Source organism: Nocardia sp. NPDC060259 (assembly GCF_042728775.1).
GTDB lineage: Bacteria > Actinomycetota > Actinomycetes > Mycobacteriales > Mycobacteriaceae > Nocardia.
The window spans coordinates 22205-41273 of record NZ_JBHXAY010000018.1 but is presented as its reverse complement, the minus strand read 5'-3'; the positions used below and the strand labels follow the sequence as shown (position 1 = coordinate 41273).

Sequence of the window (19069 nt, the reverse complement as noted above, 5' to 3'; positions counted from 1 at the left end):
CGATGACAGAGATCGCTCTTCGACCACAGGCCCTACCGGCCGCGCTGACCTTCGAACGAACCGTCGCGCGGGCGCACGCGCACCGGCGTGCGCTGGGCGAGGTATTCGTGTCCGATTCTGTCGCCGACGGCGACTCCACCTTCTATGCCGCCGTGCAGATCCCCCGCGCGCACAGCCTCTGGTACGACCGGACCACGGTGTACCACGACCCGTTCGCCATGGCCGAGGCCGCGCGGCAGGGGTCGTTCGTGGTGCTGCACCGGCATGTCGGCGTTCCCGTCGGCCTGCCGTTCAGCATGCTGCGCTACGAGTTCGAGGTCACCGATCGCGCCGCGTTTCTCGACGACGAGAAGTCGCCGCTGGAGGGTGTCCTGCGCTACGACATCGTGTCGCGAACAGACCGGGGTGCCGATTTCGCCGACCTCACCTTGGAGGGCGAGCTGAGCGTCGGCGGGCGAAGCGCCATGCGGCTCGGCGCCGATGTCGTGTTCCTTGCCCGCGCCGATTACGAGGCCCTGCGCGCCTACCAGCAGTCGCGGAAGTCCGAAGCCGACCCGGGGCAGCCGGTCCTGTCGCCACTGCCACCAGAACGGGTGGGACGGATGGATTCCCGCAATATCGTGATCGCCGAGCCTGCCGACGAGGGCGCGCGCTGGGTGTACCCGTTGCTGCCGGATCCGCGGCATCCCGCGCTGTTCGATCACGAATACGACCATGTGCCAGGGCCGTTCATCATCGAGGCGTTCCGGCAGGCCGCGATCGATACCGCGGTGCGCTCCGGTGGACTCACGTCACCGATCACCACCGTGGTGTCGTGCTCCTCGCGATTCGATCAGTTCGGCGAATTCGGCGCGCCGCTGGAATGTGTGTGCACGCCGGTCGACCCGACCCGGCCGGACACGGCCCGGGTCGACGTCGAGCTTCGCCAGTTCGATCGGGTACTCACCACCGGCACGCTCGAGCTGGCCTCGATCGCCGAATTCGCGAGTTCGTTCGTCCACCGTGTGCGGGCCGAGTCATGACGGGGACGGTCGATGTCCTGGTCGTAGGTGCGGGCCCGACGGGTCTCACGCTGGCCACCGAGCTGCGCAGGCACGGCATCTCGTGCCGCATCATCGATCGGGCGGCGAACCGGCCCGCCGATCAGGCGCGAGCGCTGACGATGTGGGACGGCGCCCTCGATGTCCTGGCACGGCAAGGCACAGCCGAGGCGGTCAGGTCACGCGGGATCCCGATGACGGCGGCCAAGTACTTCTCCGGCGGCAAGGTCGTGGCACAGGTACCGTTCGGGCCCGCCGCGGCCAACTCCGCGTCGCCGGTGATCATCACCCAGCCGTCCGTGGAATCGGCGATGATCGAGAATCTGCGCGCCCTCGGGGTGATCGTGCAGTGGCAGACCGAGTTGACCGAGCTCACCGACAATCCGGACTCGGTGGAGGCGACCCTGACCGGTCCCGGCGGTGTCGAGACGCTGAGCGCCCAGTGGGTGGTCGGCTGCGACGGTACGCACAGCGCGGTGCGCACCCTGTCGGGAATCGATTTCCAGGGCAGTACCTACGAGCAGCGCTACACGCTCGGCGACGGTGACATCACGGCACCGGTGCCGCCAGGGGAGGCGCACTATCACCTGCACCCTGACGGTGTGCTCGTCGTTGTGCCGCTGCCGGACGGGCAGGTCCGGGTCTTCGCCGACGCTACCCAGCTCGGCGACGAGGACACCGCGCCCTCGACCGCCGACCTCCAGAAGCTGGTCGACGTGCGCGCTCCTTATCCGATCAAAGTTCGGGCATTGACCTGGAGCACAAGGTTTCTCGTGCACATGCGCCATGCCGAGCGGTTCCGGTCCGGGCGTTGCCTGCTGGCCGGCGATGCCGCGCACGTGCACAGCCCGGCGGGCGGTCAGGGCCTCAACACCGGCATCCAGGACGCGGCCAACCTGGGATGGAAACTCGCGGCAATCCTGCACGGCGGTGTGGACTCCGCGATACTGCTCGACAGCTACGCTGCCGAGCGCGCGCCGATCGCCCAGCAGGTGATCACGGCCGCCGACCGGCAGACCAGACTGTGGACTGTGCGATCCCGGCACGGCAGATGGGCCCGGGACCTGCTGCTCTCGACGCTGAGCCGTACGGGGTTGCTGGAGAAGCGCTTGGTCCCCGGACTGGCTCAATTCGAGCTGGACTACCGGGATAGCCCCATCGTGGGCAGTGGGGGCGGGCGCCGCGGACTCGGACGCGCGGTACCGAACGTGGAGGTGACCGGGCCGGACGGTGCGGTGGTCGCGCTGCGCTCGCTGCTCGACGCGCCAGGGCACACCCTGCTGGTCGTGGTCGGTGGGAAGCCCAGTGCGCAAGACGTTCGGCTGTTGAGGCAGCTTCCGGCGCGAATAGCCGCCTACCGCATCGCGATACAGGTCCTGGTTCTCGCCGCCGGTGAGGCGGGCCTGGAGCAGGTTCTCCCTGAGGTCTATCACGTCCCACCCGACTTCGCGCTGCGTGACGAACTCGCGGGCTGTGCACTGGTGCTGATTCGTCCCGATGGTTATGTCGCCGACGCCACGCCGTCATTGGACGTGGACGCGTTGCTGAACGGACTGCCGGGGGTCCTGAGTCCCGAGGAGAAGGACGATCTCCTGACCAGGTGATCTACGGGCAAGCCACCAGATATCTCGGCCCATCCCATGGTTCGGTACCGCGATCGGTCCGTCGTCGGCGCATCGCTAACACGCAGGTCATCGCGTCGCAGCACGCTCCGACTACTCCCTACGACACATAGACAGCCGAGACAAGCCGCTGAGAACCTGAGCAAGCGCTCGTATCCCCGCGGGGGTACTGGTTCGTGCTCACCTACCGACTCGACCCCGAAGGGGATCACTCCATGATTGGCAAATTGGTCACTCGATATCCACGAAAGGTCTTGGTCGGCGCGTTCATCGTGTTCATTCTGTTCGGCGTTGTCGCCGCGGGGGCGATGGACGCGTTGACGCAGAGCCGCTTCGAGTCGGCTACCGCGGAGTCCGCGGATGCGGAGCGAATGCTGGCCGAGCAGTTCGGGACGGGCACGCCGAATATCGCGGTGCTCGTCACGCCGGAAGCGGGCCGGTCGGTAGATGATGCCGATATCGCCCGTGCCGGAAGGGATTTCACCGAATTGCTGCGGGCTGAACCAGGCGTCGAGGACGTGACGTCGTACTGGGACGCGGGATCCTCACCCACGCTGGCGAGCGAGAACCGCGGCGAGGCGTTGATCCTCGCGTGGGCGCCCGGCAGCGCCAACCACGTACGCAATGAGCTGCTGCCGGAACTCGAGAGCCGTCTCGTCGCGGCCGACGAGGCGGCCACCCAGGTGTCGGTGACCCTCGCGGGCAGCGACCAGGTGTTCCGCGCTGCGGCCGTGCAATCGCGTCAGGACTTCCTGCGCGCCGAAATGCTGATCCTGCCTTTGGTGTTCGGCCTGCTGTGGCTCGTCTTCCGACGTGTTGTGCTCGCCCTCGTCACGATCGGCATCGGCCTCTTCTCGGTCATCGGCACGTTGGCGATCCTGCGCATCATCGCCGGCTTCACCGACGTCTCGCCGTTCGCGGCGAATATCGCGCTCACGATGGGTATCGCGCTCGGTGTCGATTACGGTCTGTTCCTGACCTACCGCTTCCGTGAAGAGCTGGCCGCCGGCCGTGAGGTCGCGGACGCGGTGAGCTCGGCGCTGCGCGCCGCCGGCCACACGATCGTCTTCAGCGCCGCCACCGTCGCGGCGGGGCTGGCCGCGTTGTTCGTGTTCCAGTTCCCCTTCTTGTCCTCGTTCGCCTACGCAGGCATTGCCGTGGTCGCCACCGCGTTGATCGGTGTCGGAGTGATCCTGCCCGCCACCCTCACCCTGCTCGGTACCCGCGCGCTGCCGCGTAACCCGCAGCGTGCCAATTCCACGGCGACGGGGCTGTGGGTGCGGGTGACCAGTGCGGTGATCCGAAGGCCTGCTCTCGGTGGCGCGGTCGGCCTGATCGCGCTTCTGGTACTCGGTGCGCCCGCGCTCGGCGCTCAGTTCGGAGCCCCGGACGACCGGGTCCTGCAACCGTCGCAGCCGGTTCGCACGGTCTACGACACGATCCGGGCCGAGTTCCTCACCGAGGACGCCGACGCCGTCGCCGTCGTCGTACCCGATGCTGGTCCCGATTCGATCGGACAGTACGCGGCGCAGCTGTCGTTGGTGCCGGGTGTCCTCCGCGTCGACAGCGCGCTCGGCACCTATGTGCAGGGCACGTCCACCGGACCGGGTGACCCGACCACTCGCGCACGATTCACCGCGGAAGACGGTACGGGAACCTGGCTCTCGGTCCTGCCGACCCGGGATTCTCTCGATGAGGGCGTCAATCACTTCGTTCGTGACATTCGAGCCACACCAGCGCCCGCGGAGGTGATCGTGGGGGGCTCGCCCGCGATGATGGAGGACTACATCGACGGTGTCGTCGATCGGTTCCCGCTCGTTGGCCTGCTCATCGCGTTGGTGACCTTCCTGATCCTGTTCGTGATGACGGGGTCGGTGATCGCTCCGCTCAAGGCGACCGTGTTGAACATGCTGTCGCTCTCGGTCATGTTCGGTGTGCTGGTGTGGGGCTTCCAGGACGGGAACCTCTCGGGCATCCTCGACTTCACCCCGACCGGCCTGATCGAGCCGAGTATCCCGATCCTCATGTTCTGCATCGCCTACGGCCTGTCCATGGACTACGAGGTCTTCCTGCTCTCCCGGATCAAGGAGGAGTACGACCGCACCGGTGATGCGAATCAATCAGTGGTGCAGGGTATTTCCCGCTCGGCTCCGTTGGTCACGGCCGCGGCGCTGATCCTGGCGATCTCCTTCGCTGTCTATGCGACCAGCGGTGTCACCTTCCTGCAACAGCTGGGCCTCGGCATGGCGTTGACCGTTCTCGTCGACGCGACGATCGTCCGGGGCATCCTGGTGCCTGCCTTCATGCGACTGGCCGGGCCGTGGAACTGGTGGGCGCCCGCGCCGCTGCGACGCCTGCACGCCCGTATCCCCGTCAGCGAACCGCTGTCGGTAGTCAAGCCCGTCGAAGCACAGCCGGTAGCCAGTTCTTGAGCATCCGATAGTCACTGTCACCCGCCGTCGCCGGACGGCAATCCCTGTGCGCTGAATGCTTGTCGGCGCACTGTTACAGGAGTCAGTAGTGAGTGCTGCAATGAGTCGTGTCCGAAATCTCCTCCTAGGCATCGCGGTAGTCGTCTCAGCCGCCACCGCGGTCACCGCGCCCGGCGCCTCCGCGCAACCAGGTGGTCCCGCCGTCCCCGCGGGTGTGGTGGATATTCCTGTCGAGTTCCGTGTAGTCAATGTCAACCAGACGCAGGTCCCGTGCAGTGGCGACGGCGGGACCTACACGATCGCCGGACACCTGACCGCTCCGCGCGATCAGCTCGACGGAGATGGTGCGATCACCCTGTACGAGCACGGCATCGCGGGCGGTGAATGGTACTGGCGGCTACCGGTATCGGGTTATCACCATTCCTACGAGATGGCCGCGCGCGGCCACGCCTCACTGACCATCGACCGCCTCGGCTACGACCGTAGTGATGCTCCTGCCGGCACGGGTATCTGCATGGGCTCGCAGGCCACCATGGCCCATCAGATCGTGCAGGCACTGCGCAGTGGCGACTACGTCCGGGGCGACGGCGCCGTGGCGCCCAGATTCGACAAGGTGTTCCTCGCCGGGCAGTCCAACGGCGGGCAGCTCGCCGAAATCGAGGCGTACAGCTTCCGCGACGTCGATTCGATCATCCTGATGGCCTGGGTCGACCGCGGATTGACGCCCGAGGTATATCCGCGATTCTTCGTGGCGGCAGGCCAGTGCGCGGCCGGCGGGTCCCCGCACGAGAAGGATCCGAGTCAGCGCGGCTACGTGTACTTCGATCAGGGGCGCGAGGAGTTCGAAACCGGAAACTTCGACGGGATAGATCCCGCCGTCCTGGCCACCGCCCTGCCCCTGCAGAACCAGCATCCGTGCGGCGACATGATGAGCCAGGGGCAGGGGCTGGCCCTGAATATCGCCAGGGCGGGAGAAATCACCGTGCCGGTGCTCGGCATGTACGGCGAACGTGACCGCCGCGTGACGGCGGGCATCGAGGCGGGCGCCTACTTTACCTCCGCACCGGAGACCAAGGCGGTCGTCATCGAGGGCGCCGGGCACTACATCGGCCAATCTGTCGATCCCAGCAGGGTTTTCGACCCCTTGGCCGCCTGGCTCGACAAGTACTCGGACTGATGTCGGCGATCAGTCTCGAAGCCCGAACGTAAAGAGAAGGGTCCGCAGTGGAAATCCGGAAGGCCGGCGCTGCCGGGGTGAGTGTCCACCGGTGGTGGACACTGGCCACGGTCTGTGCCGCAACGTTCATGTTGATGCTCGACCTCACCGTGGTGAACGTCGCGATGCCCGCCATCCAGGTGGATCTCGACGCGACCTTCGGTGACATGCAATGGGTCATCGATGCCTACGCGCTGGGGTTGGCCGCGTTTCTCCTGTCGGCAGGGTCACTGGCAGACCGTGTAGGTCGGCGGAAACTCTTCGCCCTGGGTCTGGTTGTGTTCACCCTGGCCTCGGTGGCCTGTGGTCTGGCCACAGACCCGTCGTTGCTGATCATCGCTCGCGGGGTCCAGGGAGTCGGCGCCTCGATCCTGTACGCCGTTGGACCGGCGCTGATCGCCGCCGAGTTCCACGGCAGGGAACGCGGTAGCGCCTTCGGAATCTTCGGCGCCACCGCCGGCGTCGCCGTCGCCGCCGGTCCCCTGATCGGTGGGGCGCTCACCGAGCTCGATTGGCGCTGGGTGTTCTACATCAACCTGCCGGTGGGGCTGCTCGCGCTGCTGATCGTCCTGACCCAGGTGCCCGAAAGTGCCGGACGCGGCGACCGTCCCACCGACTACGCAGGCCTCGGTCTGCTGTCCGGGGGATTGTTCACCCTGGTCTTCGCGATCATCCGGGCGCCGATCGTCGGATGGATCTCGCCGACCACGGCGATCGCGCTGGTCGCATCGCTCGCGCTGCTGATCGGTTTCGTCGTCGTGCAGTCACGGATCAGCCACCCGATGCTGGACCTGGCGCTGTTACGCAACCGCACATTCGACGCTCTGTCCGCCGCGACATTCACGATCAACTTCGCCGTACTGCCGGTGATCCTGTTCGGTGTGCTGTGGATGCAGGGTGTGCTGGGACTGTCGGCGATCGAAACGGGCATCCGGTTCCTGCCGTTGACCGTGATGCTGCTCCTCGCGGGCGCCGTCGGCGGTGTCCTGAGCGCGCGGGTGCCGACGAATCTGCTGATCGGTGCGGCACTGGTGCTCACCGGGGCGGGTTTTCTGCTCTTGCTCGGAATCGATACGAACGACAGTTGGACAGCGGCGTTGGTTCCCTTCCTCGTCGCAGGCCTCGGCATGGGGCTGTTCAATCCGCCGCGGGCCAACGCGTCGGTGGCCCTGGTCTCCGCCGATGACTCCGGCATGGGCTCCGGAGCCAACGAGACCTTTCAGCAGGTCGGTGCCGCTCTGGGCATCGCGGTGCTCGGCGCGGTCGCGCACGCATCGATCAACACGGCCCTGTCCGAGCAACTCGGCTTGTCGGATGCCGCGTTGGAGACGGCTTCGGACGCGGTGGCGGCTGGTGCGATCGAACCGTTCGTAGCCACGGTGCCGCCTGATCGAGCCGACGCTGTCGGCGCGGCCGCCGCCGACGCGTTCCTCGGAGCGTTCGCCGAGGTCGCGATGATCGGTGGAATCGCCTGCGTCGTGGTCGGCGCGGCGGCATTCGTCCTGATTCGCCGACGCGACTTCGTCCTCGACCCCACCGCTCCCGCCGGTCTCGAATCGCCGAGCCAGGCCGCGGAGGAGACGCCGGTGCATTGATCCGCCGACGAGCTGCCGCGTGACCCGGAATTCCAGGTCACGCGGCATCCGTCCGATGACACTGGACCTGTCGATACCGATTGCAGCAAACTGCGAGACAACCAGGTGCGAGGAGAGCCGCAGGAAGATCATCTTCCTCGACGGAAATGCTCCGGCAGGTCGGCAGTCGTCGATGAACAGAAACCGGCATCCGGCGATAAGCCACAGAACCGCGGCGCTCCCGCCGGAATTACTGATGAGCTGTGTTTTCAAGGGCGCGGACAATGCCGTCACGCGCTCACCTCGGTATTCGTCATCGCCGAATCCGGATTGTTGCGGTGGTTGGCCAGCGCGCCGCAGATCATATTGCTGACATGTTGCCGTGAGGATCGGCGCGGCCGTGGGTATCCAGTCGGGTGCCCGCGTCGCGCGGTGCGGCCGACGCTGGACATGCGTAGGGTGACGGGCGACCGGGCCCGGCGGTAATACGACGAATTCACGTCCACTCCTGGCCGGTTGCGGCGCGCCGGGCTGTTACCTGGAATAGTTGGTGCCGCACGCACAGGACCAAAGCGAAAGCGGGGATGTTGGTGACTTCGACGGAAGGTGTGAGCGGGCCGAAGCTGGCGAAGGACGCCGGATCGGCAACGCCGAGCACCCTGGAGCGTGACGTCCAGACTCTCGAGAAGGCGATCTACGAGGTCAAACGGGTCATCGTCGGTCAGGACCGGCTCGTCGAGCGGTTGCTCGTCGGCGTGCTGTCGCGTGGTCACGTGCTGCTCGAGGGTGTGCCCGGCGTCGCGAAGACCCTCGCCGTGGAAACCTTCGCCAAGGTCGTCGGCGGCTCGTTCTCCCGGGTGCAGTTCACCCCGGACCTGGTGCCGACCGACCTCATCGGTACCCGGATCTATCGCCAGGGTCGCGAGGAGTTCGACACCGAGCTCGGTCCGGTCGTCGCCAACTTCGTGCTCGCCGACGAGATCAACCGCGCGCCCGCCAAGGTGCAGTCGGCACTGCTCGAGGTGATGGCCGAGCGCAAGCTGTCGATCGGCGGCAAGACCTACCCCATGCCCGATCCGTTCCTGGTCATGGCGACCCAGAACCCGATCGAGAGCGAGGGCGTCTACCCGCTGCCCGAGGCCCAGCGCGACCGCTTCCTGTTCAAGGTCGTCGTCGACTACCCCTCGGTCGAGGAAGAGCGCGAGATCATCTACCGGATGGGCGTGACCCCGCCGGAGCCCAAGCAGATCCTGGCGCCCGAGGACATCATCCGGCTGCAGAAGCTGGCCGCGAACGTCTTCGTGCACCACGCCCTGGTCGACTACGTCGTCCGCGTGATCACCGCGACCCGCACGCCCGCCGACTTCGGCATGGCCGATGTGGCCAGCTGGATCGCCTACGGCGCTTCCCCGCGTGCCAGCCTCGGCATCATCGCCGCCGCGCGCTCGGTGGCCCTGATCCGCGGCCGCGACTACGTGGTGCCGCAGGACGTCGTCGAGGTGATCCCGGATGTGCTGCGGCACCGCCTGGTGCTGTCCTACGACGCGCTCGCCGACGAGGTCACCCCCGAAGACGTCATCAAGCGGGTCCTGCAGACCGTCGGTCTGCCGCAGGTCGCGCCGCAGGCCGTCGGCGGCCAGGCCGCCCCGCAGCAGCCCGCGGTACCGCAGCCGCCCGCCCAGCAACAGCCCGTCCCACAGCCGGTGAACGGACAGCAGTCCCAGCCCGCCGGCCACGTCGCGCCCCAGTGAGTGCGCCGGAACCCGTTGTCCGCGTGCCCCTGTCGTCGCACGCGCCGCCGTCGTTCCGTGCCGGTGAACTGACCGACCCGAAGCTGTCGGCCGCGCTCAAGACGCTCGAACTGACGGTGCGGCGCCGCCTCGACGGCGTCCTGCACGGCGACCATCAGGGACTCATCCCCGGACCGGGCTCGGAACCGGGCGAGGCGCGCCTGTACCAGCCGGGTGACGATGTGCGGCAGATGGATTGGTCGGTCACCGCCCGCACCACCCATCCGCACGTGCGGCAGATGATCGCCGACCGCGAGCTCGAGACCTGGCTCGTCGTCGACCTGTCGTCGAGTCTGGACTTCGGCACCGGCCGGGTACAGAAGCGCGATCTCGCCATCGCGGCGGCCGCGGCGATCACCCACCTCACCTCCGGTGGCGGCAACCGCATCGGCGCCGTGGTCGCGACGGGTCAGGATCTCGTGCGCATCCCGGCCCGCAGCGGTCGCCTGCACGCGCAGACCATGCTGCGCGGCATCGCGACCACTCCGCACGCCCGTGACGGCGTCCGCGGCGACCTGAAGGCAGGCATCGAATCGCTGCGCCGTCCGCAGCGCAAACGCGGTCTGGCCGTGGTGATCAGCGACTTCCTCGGTGACGTCGACTGGCAGCGGTCCCTGCGCGCGATCTCGGCGCGCCACGACCTGCTCGCGGTGGAGGTGCTCGACCCGCTCGATGTCGCCCTGCCCGACGGCGGCGATGTGGTGCTGCACGATCCGGAATCCGGGCGCACCCGCGAGTTCAGCGTCACCCCGACGCTGCGGGCCGATTTCGCGGCCGCGGCCAAGGCCCAGCGTGAGCAGGTGCAGCTGGCGCTGCGCAACTGCGGCGCGCCGGTGCTGTCCCTGCAGACCGATCGGGACTGGATCGCCGACGTGGTCCGGTTCGTGTCCACCCGGCGCCACAGCCTCGGCGCCCCGAGCGGGCGGGTGCCTCGCCAGTGAGTATTTCGCATTTCACGGCCGTCGTCTGGCTCGGTTTCCTCGCGGTCGTCGCCCTGCTGGTGCTCGGCTATGTGCTGGTGCAGCGCGCCAGGCACAAGCGGATGCTGCAGTTCGGCAACATGTCCGTGCTCGAGCGGGTCGCCCCGTCGCGGCCGAGCCCGATGCGGCACGTGCCGATCGCGCTGATCCTGGTCGGCCTCGTGCTGCTGACCATCGCCGCCGCCGGTCCGACCGCCGTGCAGAAGGTGCCGCGCAACCGGGCCACCGTCGTGCTGGTGATGGACGTGTCGCTGTCGATGGAGGCCACCGACGTCGAACCGAACCGGTTGCAGGTCGCGCAGCGGGCCGGTAAGGAATTCGTCGACGGCCTGACCCCCGGCATCAACCTCGGTTTCGTCACCTTCGCGGGCACCGCGTCGGTGATGGTGTCGCCGACGACCAACCGCGAAGCCGTCAAGCACGCGATCGACAACATCAAGCTGGCCGAGCGCACCGCGACCGGCGAGGGCATCCTGACCGCCCTGCAGTCGATCGACACCCTGGCCGCCGTGCTCGGTGGCGCGGAGACCCCGCCGCCCGCGCGCGTGGTGCTGATGTCGGACGGCAAGCAGACCGTGCCCGACGACAAGGACGTGGACAACCCCCGCCACGGCTTCACCGCGGCCAGGCTGGCCAAGAACAAGAACATCCCGGTCTCGACCATCTCCTTCGGCACCGAATGGGGCACGGTCGAGATCCCGGATTCCGACGGCAAGGGTTCGCAGCGGGTGAAGGTGCCCGTCGACAACGCCTCGCTGCAGGAGATCGCCAAACTGTCCGGCGGCGAGTTCTACACCGCCTCCTCACTGGCCGAACTGCGCGCTGTCTACGACACGCTCGAGGAACAGATCGGCTACGAGACCACCCGTGGCGACGCGAGCAGACCGTGGCTGTTGCTCGGCATGCTGTTCATCGCCGCCGGCGTCGTGGTCAGTTTGCTCTATCGTCAACGCCTGCCCTAGCAGCCCCTGCCCCGCATGGTGAGTCGTCGCAGTGGCGCGACCCTGACGCGGGGCACACGAACCGGAACAGATAGGTTGGACCCTATGTCGAACGTCACATCCCGCTCGGTCCTGGTGACCGGCGGTAACCGCGGTATCGGTCTCGCGGTCGCCCAGCGCCTGCTCGCCGACGGCCACAAGGTCGCCGTCACGCACCGCGGATCGGGGGTGCCCGACGGCCTGTTCGGCGTGAAGTGCGATGTCACCGACAGCGAGTCGGTCGACCATGCGTTCACCGAGGTCGAGGAGCACCAGGGCCCGGTCGAGGTGCTGGTCGCGAACGCGGGCATCACCGACGACACGCTGCTGATGCGCATGACCGAGGAGCAGTTCACCAAGGTCATCGACGCCAACCTGACCGGTGCCTTCCGCTGTGCCAAGCGGGCCAACCGTGCCATGCTGCGTGGCCGCTGGGGCCGGATGATCTTCCTCGGCTCGGTCGTCGGCATGAGCGGCCAGGCCGGTCAGATCAACTACGCGTCGTCCAAGGCCGGTGTCATCGGCCTGGCCCGTTCGGTGACCCGTGAGCTGGGTTCGCGCTCCATCACCGCCAACGTCGTCGCGCCCGGTTTCATCGAGACCGACATGACCTCCGAGCTGCCGGAGGACATCAAGGAGATGGCGAAGAAGTTCATCCCGCTGCAGCGCCTGGGCCAGCCCGAGGACATCGCCGCGGTGGTCAGCTTCCTCGCCTCCGAGGATTCCCGCTACGTCTCCGGTGCCGTCATCCCGGTCGACGGCGGCATGGGCATGGGTCACTGACCCGCTAACGGATCGCACCGCGCCGCCGACAAGGTGGTGGCAACCATACTGATCTCAGGGAGAACCGAAAACTCATGGGCGGACTGCTCGAAGGCAAGACCATCCTGGTCACCGGCATCATCACCGATTCATCGATCGCGTTCAGCGCGGCGGCGGTCGCGCAGGAGCAGGGCGCGAAGGTGATCATCACCGGCATCCCGGAACGGCTGCGGCTGATCGACCGCATCGCCAAGCGCCTGCCGCAGGAGGTGCCGCCGGCGATCCCGCTGGACGTCACCAACGAGGAGAACCTGGGCGCGCTGGCGGACGCCCTGCGCGAGCTGGCGCCCGAGGGCATCGACGGTGTGCTGCACTCGATCGCCTTCGCGCCCAAGACCCTGATGGGCCCGGAGGCGGTGCCGTTCCTGGAGGGCCCCGGCCCCGATGTGGCGAAGTCCTTCGAGATCTCCGCGTGGAGCTACGCCTCGCTGGCCCGCGCCGTGCTGCCCGTGATGAACGAGGGCGGCTCCATCGTCGGGATGGACTTCGATCCGCGCGTGGCGATGCCGTACTACAACTGGATGGGTGTCTCCAAGGCCGCGCTGGAGTCGGTGAACCGGTACGTGGCCCGGGAAGTGGGCTACGCCAAGAAGATCCGCTCCAACCTGATCGCCGCGGGTCCGGTGAAGACCCTCGCGGCCAAGGCCATCGCCGGCACCGCGACCGACGACGCCAAGCAGCTGCGTCAGCTGGACGAGTACTGGGACGGCGCGTCGCCGATCGGCTGGGACGGCGCCGACGCGCGCGCCGTCGGTAAGTCGATCGTCGCGCTGCTCTCGGACTGGCTGCCCGCCACCACCGGCTCGATCATCTACGTCGACGGCGGCGCCAGCCACAACATGTGGTTCCCCGAGGGCTTCACCGCCAACTGATCAACGACACGAAGGAGGCGCGGACCGTGTCCGGCTCCGCCGACGCAGTGCTGCTGCTGTCCTTCGGTGGCCCCGAGGGCCCCGAGGACGTGATCCCGTTTCTGGAGAACGTCACTCGGGGCCGCGGGGTACCGCGCGCGCGGCTCGAGGAAGTCGCCGAGCACTACCTGCATTTCGGCGGTATCTCGCCGATCAACGCGCTCAACCGCGACATCATCGAAGCGGTCGAGGCCGATCTCGCCGATGCCGGGCTCGACCTGCCGGTGTATTTCGGCAACCGCAACTGGCATCCCCAGGTGGAGGACACCGTCGCCCGGATGACCGCCGACGGCGTGCGGTCCGCCCTGGTCTTCCCGACCTCGGCGTGGGGCGGCTACTCGGGCTGTCGCCAGTACGACGAGGACATCACCCGCGCCCGCGCCGCCGTCGGTGCGGGCGCGCCCGAACTGGTGAAGCTGCGCCAGTACTTCGACCATCCGCTGCTGATCGAGTCCTTCGCCGACGCGATCACCGCTGCGGTACAACAGATTCCGGCCGACCGGCGGGACGCTGTGCGCCTGGTGTTCACCGCGCACTCCATCCCGGTCTCGGCCGACATCGCCGCGGGACCACCCGCCGACGGCGGACGCCTCTACAGCAGGCAGGTCGCCGAGGCGGCCCGATTGTGTGCCGCCGCAACCGGTTTCACCGACTACGACGTGGTGTGGCAGTCCCGGTCCGGCCCGCCGCAGGTGCCGTGGCTGGAACCCGACATCGTCGACCATCTGGATGTGCTGCACGGCAAGGGAATCGACGCCGTCGTCGTCTGCCCGGTCGGCTTCGTCTCCGATCATCTCGAGGTGATCTGGGACCTGGACAACGAGGCATCGGCCAGGGCCGCCGAACTCGGCATGGCCTTCGCCCGCGCCGCGACACCCGGCACCGACCCGCGCTTCGCCCGCATGGTCGTCGAGCTGATCCAGGAACGGGTCGGCGGGGGAGCGGTGCGTGAACTGGGCGAGGTTCCCGGGTACGGATGCACCGTCGACGGCGCCCTGTGCGCGCCCGGCTGCTGCGCGCCACCGTCGCGCCCGGCCCGGCCATGAACACAACCGGATAAACATTCGCCGAGCTACCGGTGTGTCGGGAGTACGCTTTTCCGGGACTGTGATCGACAGATCGGAGGACTTCCGATGCGTTCGACAATGTCCCGCCACGGACGGACGGCGGGTGTTCTCCTCGTCCTGACCGCCACGACGCTGGGGCTCAGCGGCTGCGGCGACGACTCCGGGTACGACGCCGTCGGCCCGACCCCCACCGAACCCACCATCTCGCAGGCGTCGGTGGACGAACTCTGCGGCATCCTCGACGGCCAGAAGGGCACCTGGAAGGCCCTCGGCCCACCGGTCGCCCGGGTGGCGTTCACCGGCGCGATGAAACTGTGGACGGTGCGGGACCCGGTCGCGAACGCCGCGATCTCCTGGAACCGGCACATCGTCGACACCGTCACCACCCGGACCTGCCCCGAGGTCCGCACCGCAACGCTGAAAGTCCTCGACCAGCCCGATCTGAAGACCGCGATCGGCGGATTCTGAACCGGCGCTTGTCACTTCGCCCGCCCGCTGCGCTAGCATCGCCCGCAGACCTTCGACGGAAGGTGGACATTCGCGACGGGGGAGGCCCGATGAATCATGCCGAAATGCCGGTGAGCGCACTAGTGCTCGCGTCCGCGACGGACGCTGTCGAAGCTCGCCGCGGGGGCGGTGGTGACGGGGTGAGTATCGGCATCGGCCTGCCCGATTGGGTCTGGATCACCATTCTGGCGGTGATCGCGGTGATCATCCTGATCGTGGTCATCCGCAAGTTCAGCGGCGGCTCGAACAACGGTGCGCCCCAGCAGATGCCGCACCAGCAGTACCAGCAGCCGCGACCGCAGCAGCCGTACCCGCCGCAGTACCAACAGCCCCATGGATACCCGCAGCAGCCACACGGACACTATCCGCCGCAGTACCAGCAGGCGCCGTACCCCCAGCCGTACCCGCCGCAGCAGCCGATGCCGTATCCGCAGCAGGCGCCGTACCAGGGACAGCCGCAGTATCAGCAGCCCTACCGGCGCTGACGGACAGGCGAGGCTAGCGCGCGGGCCTGGCGGCGGCATGCACTGCCACCAGCCGGGCCTCGCGGATCGTGTTCCACAGCGGCCGCAGCAGCGACTCGTGCGCACCGATCGCGGTGGCCGAGGTCGGCGAGGACGCCGGTTCGTGCTGGGCGACGGTGAGGATCGCCGCCACATGGTCGGCGGTGTCGAGAATGCGCTTGGCGCGCAACGGAATCGAGTCGGGGTAGGCGTGCCGGGAGTACGCCGCCAGCTGCGCCTCGATCTGCTCCCGCGGGTCGGCGTCGGTGTTGCCGACGGAGGTGGTGTGCAGTTGCATGAGGGCGTCGGCGGCGTCGCGGACGGCCTCGCGCATCGTGTACTCGGCCTCACCGAGGGACATGTCGGGACCGGTGACGCGCGGGATATCGACGCTGTAGACGGTCCACTGCAGGGTTTCGTCGTCGTCCCACTGCGGGATCAGGCCGGTGCCCTCCTCGCCGGGAACGCCGAGCAGCAGACCTTCCTCGGCCTCGATCGCGTCGGCGGCGAACGCGGTGCCGACCGGCAGCCCACGCACGTCTCCTGGCGCGGGCAGCACCAGGCGCAGGTGCGCACCCGCGGGCGCCATCGCCTCCCGGATCACCTTCAGCAACGGCATGACCCCGGTGCCCACCCCCTCCTCGCGCGAGGTCCACGGCAGGTCGCTGCGCCCGCCGGTGACCGGATCGCCCGCGGCCAGTGTGTGCCGCGCCGCCCAGGCGTGCAGTGCCTCCAGGAGGTCGTCGGGCGCGCTGGTACCGGCCAGCCAGGAGCCGGCCCACAGCGTCAGCGTGGCACTGGGAGAGCACATAATCATCGAGCATAAAGGTTTGCCCGGCTTCGCGTGCGGGCACCGAGGACCTGTCTGACCTGCGGGTCGACTACTCGGGCTCGGTGACGAAGTCGATGAGCCGTTCGACAGCGCCGATCAGCGGCGCCTCCAGATCCCGGAACGAGCCGACCGCGTCGTAGACCCGGCGCCAGCCTTCCTGCGGTGTTCCCCAGCCGAGGCGGGCGCAGATGCCGGTCTTCCAGTCCTCGCCGCGCGGCACCGTCGGCCAGGCGTCGATGCCGACCGCGGCGGGCCGCACCGCCTGCCACACATCGATGAACGGATGCCCGGTCACCAGCACGTGCGGGCCGAGGCCGGTGGTCAGCTGGGTCTCCTTGGAGCCGGTTACCAGGTGGTCGACCAGCACGCCGACCCTGGCACCGGGACCTGGCCCGAACTCGGTGAGCCGGGCGCCGAGATTGTCCAATCCCTCGAGATGCTCGACGACGACGCCCTCCACCCGCAGATCGTGCCCCCACACCCGCTCGACGAGCGCCGCGTCGTGCACGCCTTCCACCCAGATCCGGCTGGTCCGGGCGACCCGGGCGCGCAGGCCATCGACCCGCGTAGACCCCGACGCCGACCGGGCGGGCTGCTTGGCCGCCGACGCGGTCGGGCGCACCAGCGTGACCGGTTTCCCGTCGATGAGGAACGCCGCTTCGCGCAACGCGAACAGCCGCACCGCGCCGCGCCCGTCCTCGAGTTTCACGAAGTCGCCGTCGTAGCTGCGGTCGAAACCGACTACCGCGCCGCAGAATCCGCTCGCCGCGTCCTCCACCACCAGATCCCGCTCGGCACTCACCTTCGGCACCGGTGTCTTCTTGGTCCGCTGGTGTCCGGCATAGATGTCGCCGTATCCGCCACGTGCACTCACGCCATGCAAACTACCGCGCGCAGATGGTCATCGCTGTGACCGCCGCACAGCCGGCCGACTGATTTCGTTCGAACATGGGTAACTCCGCCCCCACCTCCAACGTTCAACTCTCCCAACGCAGGACCTGGCTGGGGGGCGTTCCACCTTCCTACTAGTACGGCCTAAATACGCGGGGAGGCGGTACGGTGGGGTCGTGGCCGCAATAATCTGGCTGATCGCGGGCATCGTCCTGGCGGCGGCGGAAATGCTCACCGGGGATCTCACGCTGCTCATGCTCGGTGTCGCCGCACTCGGCACCGCGGCCGTGAGCGCCGCCGCGGGCCTGCCACTGTGGGGCGACGCGCTGGTGTTCGGCGCGGTCGCGGGGGTGCTGTTCCTCGGTGTGCGGCCGGTGCTGCGCCGCAAGTTCGGTTCCCCGCCCCCGATTCCGACGAATGTCGATGCGCTGCCGGGGAAGTCGGCGCTCGTACTCGAAAAGGTCGCGGAACATTCGGGTCAGGTCAAACTCGGCGGTGAAGTGTGGACCGCGCGGCCGCTCGACCCGAACGATGTCTATGACGCCGGCGTGACCGTCTACGTGATGAAGATCGACGGCGCGACCGCCGTCGTCTGGAAGGGTCCTTAGCAATGGTTGCCTTGATCGTGGCCGCCGTCCTCGTCCTGCTGGTCGTGGTGGTGGTCTTCAAATCGATCGCCCTGGTCCCGCAAGCCGAGGCGGCGGTGATCGAACGGCTCGGGCGTTATTCGCGCACCGTGTCCGGTCAGCTGACGTTCCTCGTCCCGTTCGCCGACCGCGTCCGCGCGAAGGTGGACCTGCGCGAACGGGTCGTGTCCTTCCCACCGCAGCCGGTGATCACCCAGGACAACCTCACCCTGCAGATCGACTCGGTGGTGTATTTCCAGGTCACCAGCCCGCAGGCCGCCGTCTACGAGATCAGCAACTACATCGCCGCCGTCGAGCAGCTCACCGTCACCACCCTGCGCAACGTGGTCGGCGGCATGACCCTCGAGGAGACGCTGACCTCCCGCGACCAGATCAACAACCAGCTGCGCGGCGTCCTCGACGAGGCGACCGGCCGCTGGGGCCTGCGGGTGGCGCGGGTCGAGCTCAAGTCCATCGATCCACCGCCGTCGATCCAGGAATCGATGGAGAAGCAGATGAAGGCCGACCGCGAGAAGCGGGCGATGATCCTCACCGCCGAAGGCACCCGCGAATCGCAGATCAAGACGGCCGAGGGTGCCAAGCAGGCCCAGATCCTGGCCGCCGAGGGTGGTAAGCAGTCCGCGATCCTCTCGGCCGAGGGTGAGCGCCAGAGCCGCATCCTGCGCGCCCAGGGTGAACGTGCCGCCTCCTACTTGCAGGCGCAGGGTCAGGCCAAGGCCATCGAGAAGGTGTTCGCCGCCATCAAGAACGGCAAGCCGACGCCGGAACTGCTTGCCTACCAGTACATGCAGACCTTGCCGATGGTTGCCCGCGGCGATGCCAACAAGGTGTGGCTGGTGCCCAGCGACTTCGGCAAGGCGCTCGAGGGTTTCGCCCAGAACTTCGCCACCAAGGGCGAGGACGGCGTGTTCCGGTACGAACCGTCCGCCGAGGAGCACCCGCCGGTGAAGATCGAGGACGACTCCGACGTCGCCGACTGGTTCGAGACCGCCTCGGACCCGAAGATCGAGCAGGCGGTGCGCGCCGCGGAAGCGACCGCCCGCACTCCCGTCGAGGGTTTCGAGCCGTCGCGACCGAAAACCGTTGCGCCGGTGGAACACCCGTCGCTGCCGACGCCACCGCCGATCGCACCCGAGCAGCAGCCGCCCGCACCACGCCCGGACGACCCGTACGGTCGCCCCTGGCAGCCGCCGCAGCACAGCTGAGCCGAGCGGGGCGGTCGGGCCGACCGCCCCGCGAGTGTTCCGAAAGCCGC

At 68.1% G+C, this 19069-nt stretch carries 17 protein-coding genes; 15 read left to right on the top strand and 2 right to left on the bottom strand.

Annotated features, from left to right (window positions below; genetic code table 11):
- Window positions 1-2 precede the first annotated feature (2 nt).
- From ACFWF2_RS10385 to ACFWF2_RS10325, 13 genes are all read left to right on the top strand, one after another.
- A complete protein-coding gene (locus ACFWF2_RS10385; protein WP_379306640.1) occupies window positions 3-1022 on the top strand; it encodes an AfsA-related hotdog domain-containing protein in 1020 nt (339 codons plus the stop codon).
- Window positions 1019-2644, top strand: a complete 1626-nt coding sequence (locus ACFWF2_RS10380; RefSeq protein WP_379306638.1) for an FAD-dependent monooxygenase — start codon at window positions 1019-1021, stop codon at window positions 2642-2644. Before ACFWF2_RS10385 ends, ACFWF2_RS10380 begins: the two co-directional genes overlap by 4 nt.
- 233 nt (window positions 2645-2877) lie before the next feature.
- Window positions 2878-5094: an MMPL family transporter gene (locus ACFWF2_RS10375; protein ID WP_379306636.1), complete on the top strand. Its 2217-nt coding sequence runs from the start codon at window positions 2878-2880 to the stop codon at window positions 5092-5094.
- A 100-nt stretch (window positions 5095-5194) separates the two neighbouring features.
- Window positions 5195-6271 carry an alpha/beta hydrolase gene (locus tag ACFWF2_RS10370; RefSeq protein WP_379306634.1) on the top strand — a complete coding sequence of 359 codons (1077 nt, stop codon included), beginning with the start codon at window positions 5195-5197 and terminating at the stop codon, window positions 6269-6271.
- A 47-nt stretch (window positions 6272-6318) separates the two neighbouring features.
- On the top strand, window positions 6319-7905 hold the full coding sequence (locus ACFWF2_RS10365; protein ID WP_379306632.1) for an MFS transporter: 1587 nt from the start codon (window positions 6319-6321) through the stop codon (window positions 7903-7905).
- A gap of 563 nt (window positions 7906-8468) precedes the next feature.
- Entirely contained in the window at window positions 8469-9635 is a 1167-nt protein-coding gene (locus ACFWF2_RS10360) for an AAA family ATPase (RefSeq protein WP_379306630.1), read from the top strand.
- A 23-nt stretch (window positions 9636-9658) separates the two neighbouring features.
- Window positions 9659-10615 (top strand): DUF58 domain-containing protein, encoded by a 957-nt coding sequence (locus ACFWF2_RS10355; protein ID WP_379306628.1) that lies wholly within the window; start codon window positions 9659-9661, stop codon window positions 10613-10615.
- Window positions 10612-11616, top strand: coding sequence for a VWA domain-containing protein (locus ACFWF2_RS10350; RefSeq protein ID WP_189023421.1), 1005 nt, complete (start codon window positions 10612-10614; stop codon window positions 11614-11616). The genes ACFWF2_RS10355 and ACFWF2_RS10350 overlap by 4 nt, the downstream gene beginning before the upstream one ends.
- Window positions 11617-11700: 84 nt before the next feature.
- Window positions 11701-12417 carry a 3-oxoacyl-ACP reductase FabG1 gene (gene fabG1, locus ACFWF2_RS10345; RefSeq protein WP_379306626.1) on the top strand — a complete coding sequence of 239 codons (717 nt, stop codon included), beginning with the start codon at window positions 11701-11703 and terminating at the stop codon, window positions 12415-12417.
- Between the two features lie 74 nt (window positions 12418-12491).
- On the top strand, window positions 12492-13328 hold the full coding sequence (inhA, locus tag ACFWF2_RS10340; protein WP_189023417.1) for an NADH-dependent enoyl-ACP reductase InhA: 837 nt from the start codon (window positions 12492-12494) through the stop codon (window positions 13326-13328).
- A 26-nt stretch (window positions 13329-13354) separates the two neighbouring features.
- The gene (locus ACFWF2_RS10335) at window positions 13355-14413 is read left to right on the top strand and encodes a ferrochelatase (RefSeq protein ID WP_379306623.1); all 1059 of its coding nucleotides are present in this window, start codon (window positions 13355-13357) and stop codon (window positions 14411-14413) included.
- Between the two features lie 87 nt (window positions 14414-14500).
- Complete coding sequence (locus ACFWF2_RS10330; protein WP_379306621.1) at window positions 14501-14902, top strand: hypothetical protein; 402 nt, start codon at window positions 14501-14503, stop codon at window positions 14900-14902.
- A gap of 89 nt (window positions 14903-14991) precedes the next feature.
- Window positions 14992-15426 (top strand): hypothetical protein, encoded by a 435-nt coding sequence (locus ACFWF2_RS10325; protein WP_379306619.1) that lies wholly within the window; start codon window positions 14992-14994, stop codon window positions 15424-15426.
- 13 nt (window positions 15427-15439) lie between these two features.
- Here ACFWF2_RS10325 and ACFWF2_RS10320 read toward each other — a convergent pair whose 3' ends face one another.
- Both ACFWF2_RS10320 and ACFWF2_RS10315 read right to left on the bottom strand, forming a co-directional pair.
- The gene (locus ACFWF2_RS10320) at window positions 15440-16255 is read right to left on the bottom strand and encodes a hypothetical protein (protein WP_379306617.1); all 816 of its coding nucleotides are present in this window, start codon (window positions 16253-16255) and stop codon (window positions 15440-15442) included.
- A gap of 70 nt (window positions 16256-16325) precedes the next feature.
- The gene (locus tag ACFWF2_RS10315; protein ID WP_379306615.1) at window positions 16326-17150 is read right to left on the bottom strand and encodes a DUF3097 domain-containing protein; all 825 of its coding nucleotides are present in this window, start codon (window positions 17148-17150) and stop codon (window positions 16326-16328) included.
- 193 nt (window positions 17151-17343) lie between these two features.
- Here ACFWF2_RS10315 and ACFWF2_RS10310 point away from each other — a divergent pair, with 193 nt between their 5' ends.
- Window positions 17344-17775: an NfeD family protein gene (locus ACFWF2_RS10310; RefSeq protein ID WP_379306613.1), complete on the top strand. Its 432-nt coding sequence runs from the start codon at window positions 17344-17346 to the stop codon at window positions 17773-17775.
- A gap of 2 nt (window positions 17776-17777) precedes the next feature.
- A complete protein-coding gene (locus ACFWF2_RS10305) occupies window positions 17778-19019 on the top strand; it encodes an SPFH domain-containing protein (protein WP_379306611.1) in 1242 nt (413 codons plus the stop codon).
- Window positions 19020-19069: the final 50 nt, after the last annotated feature.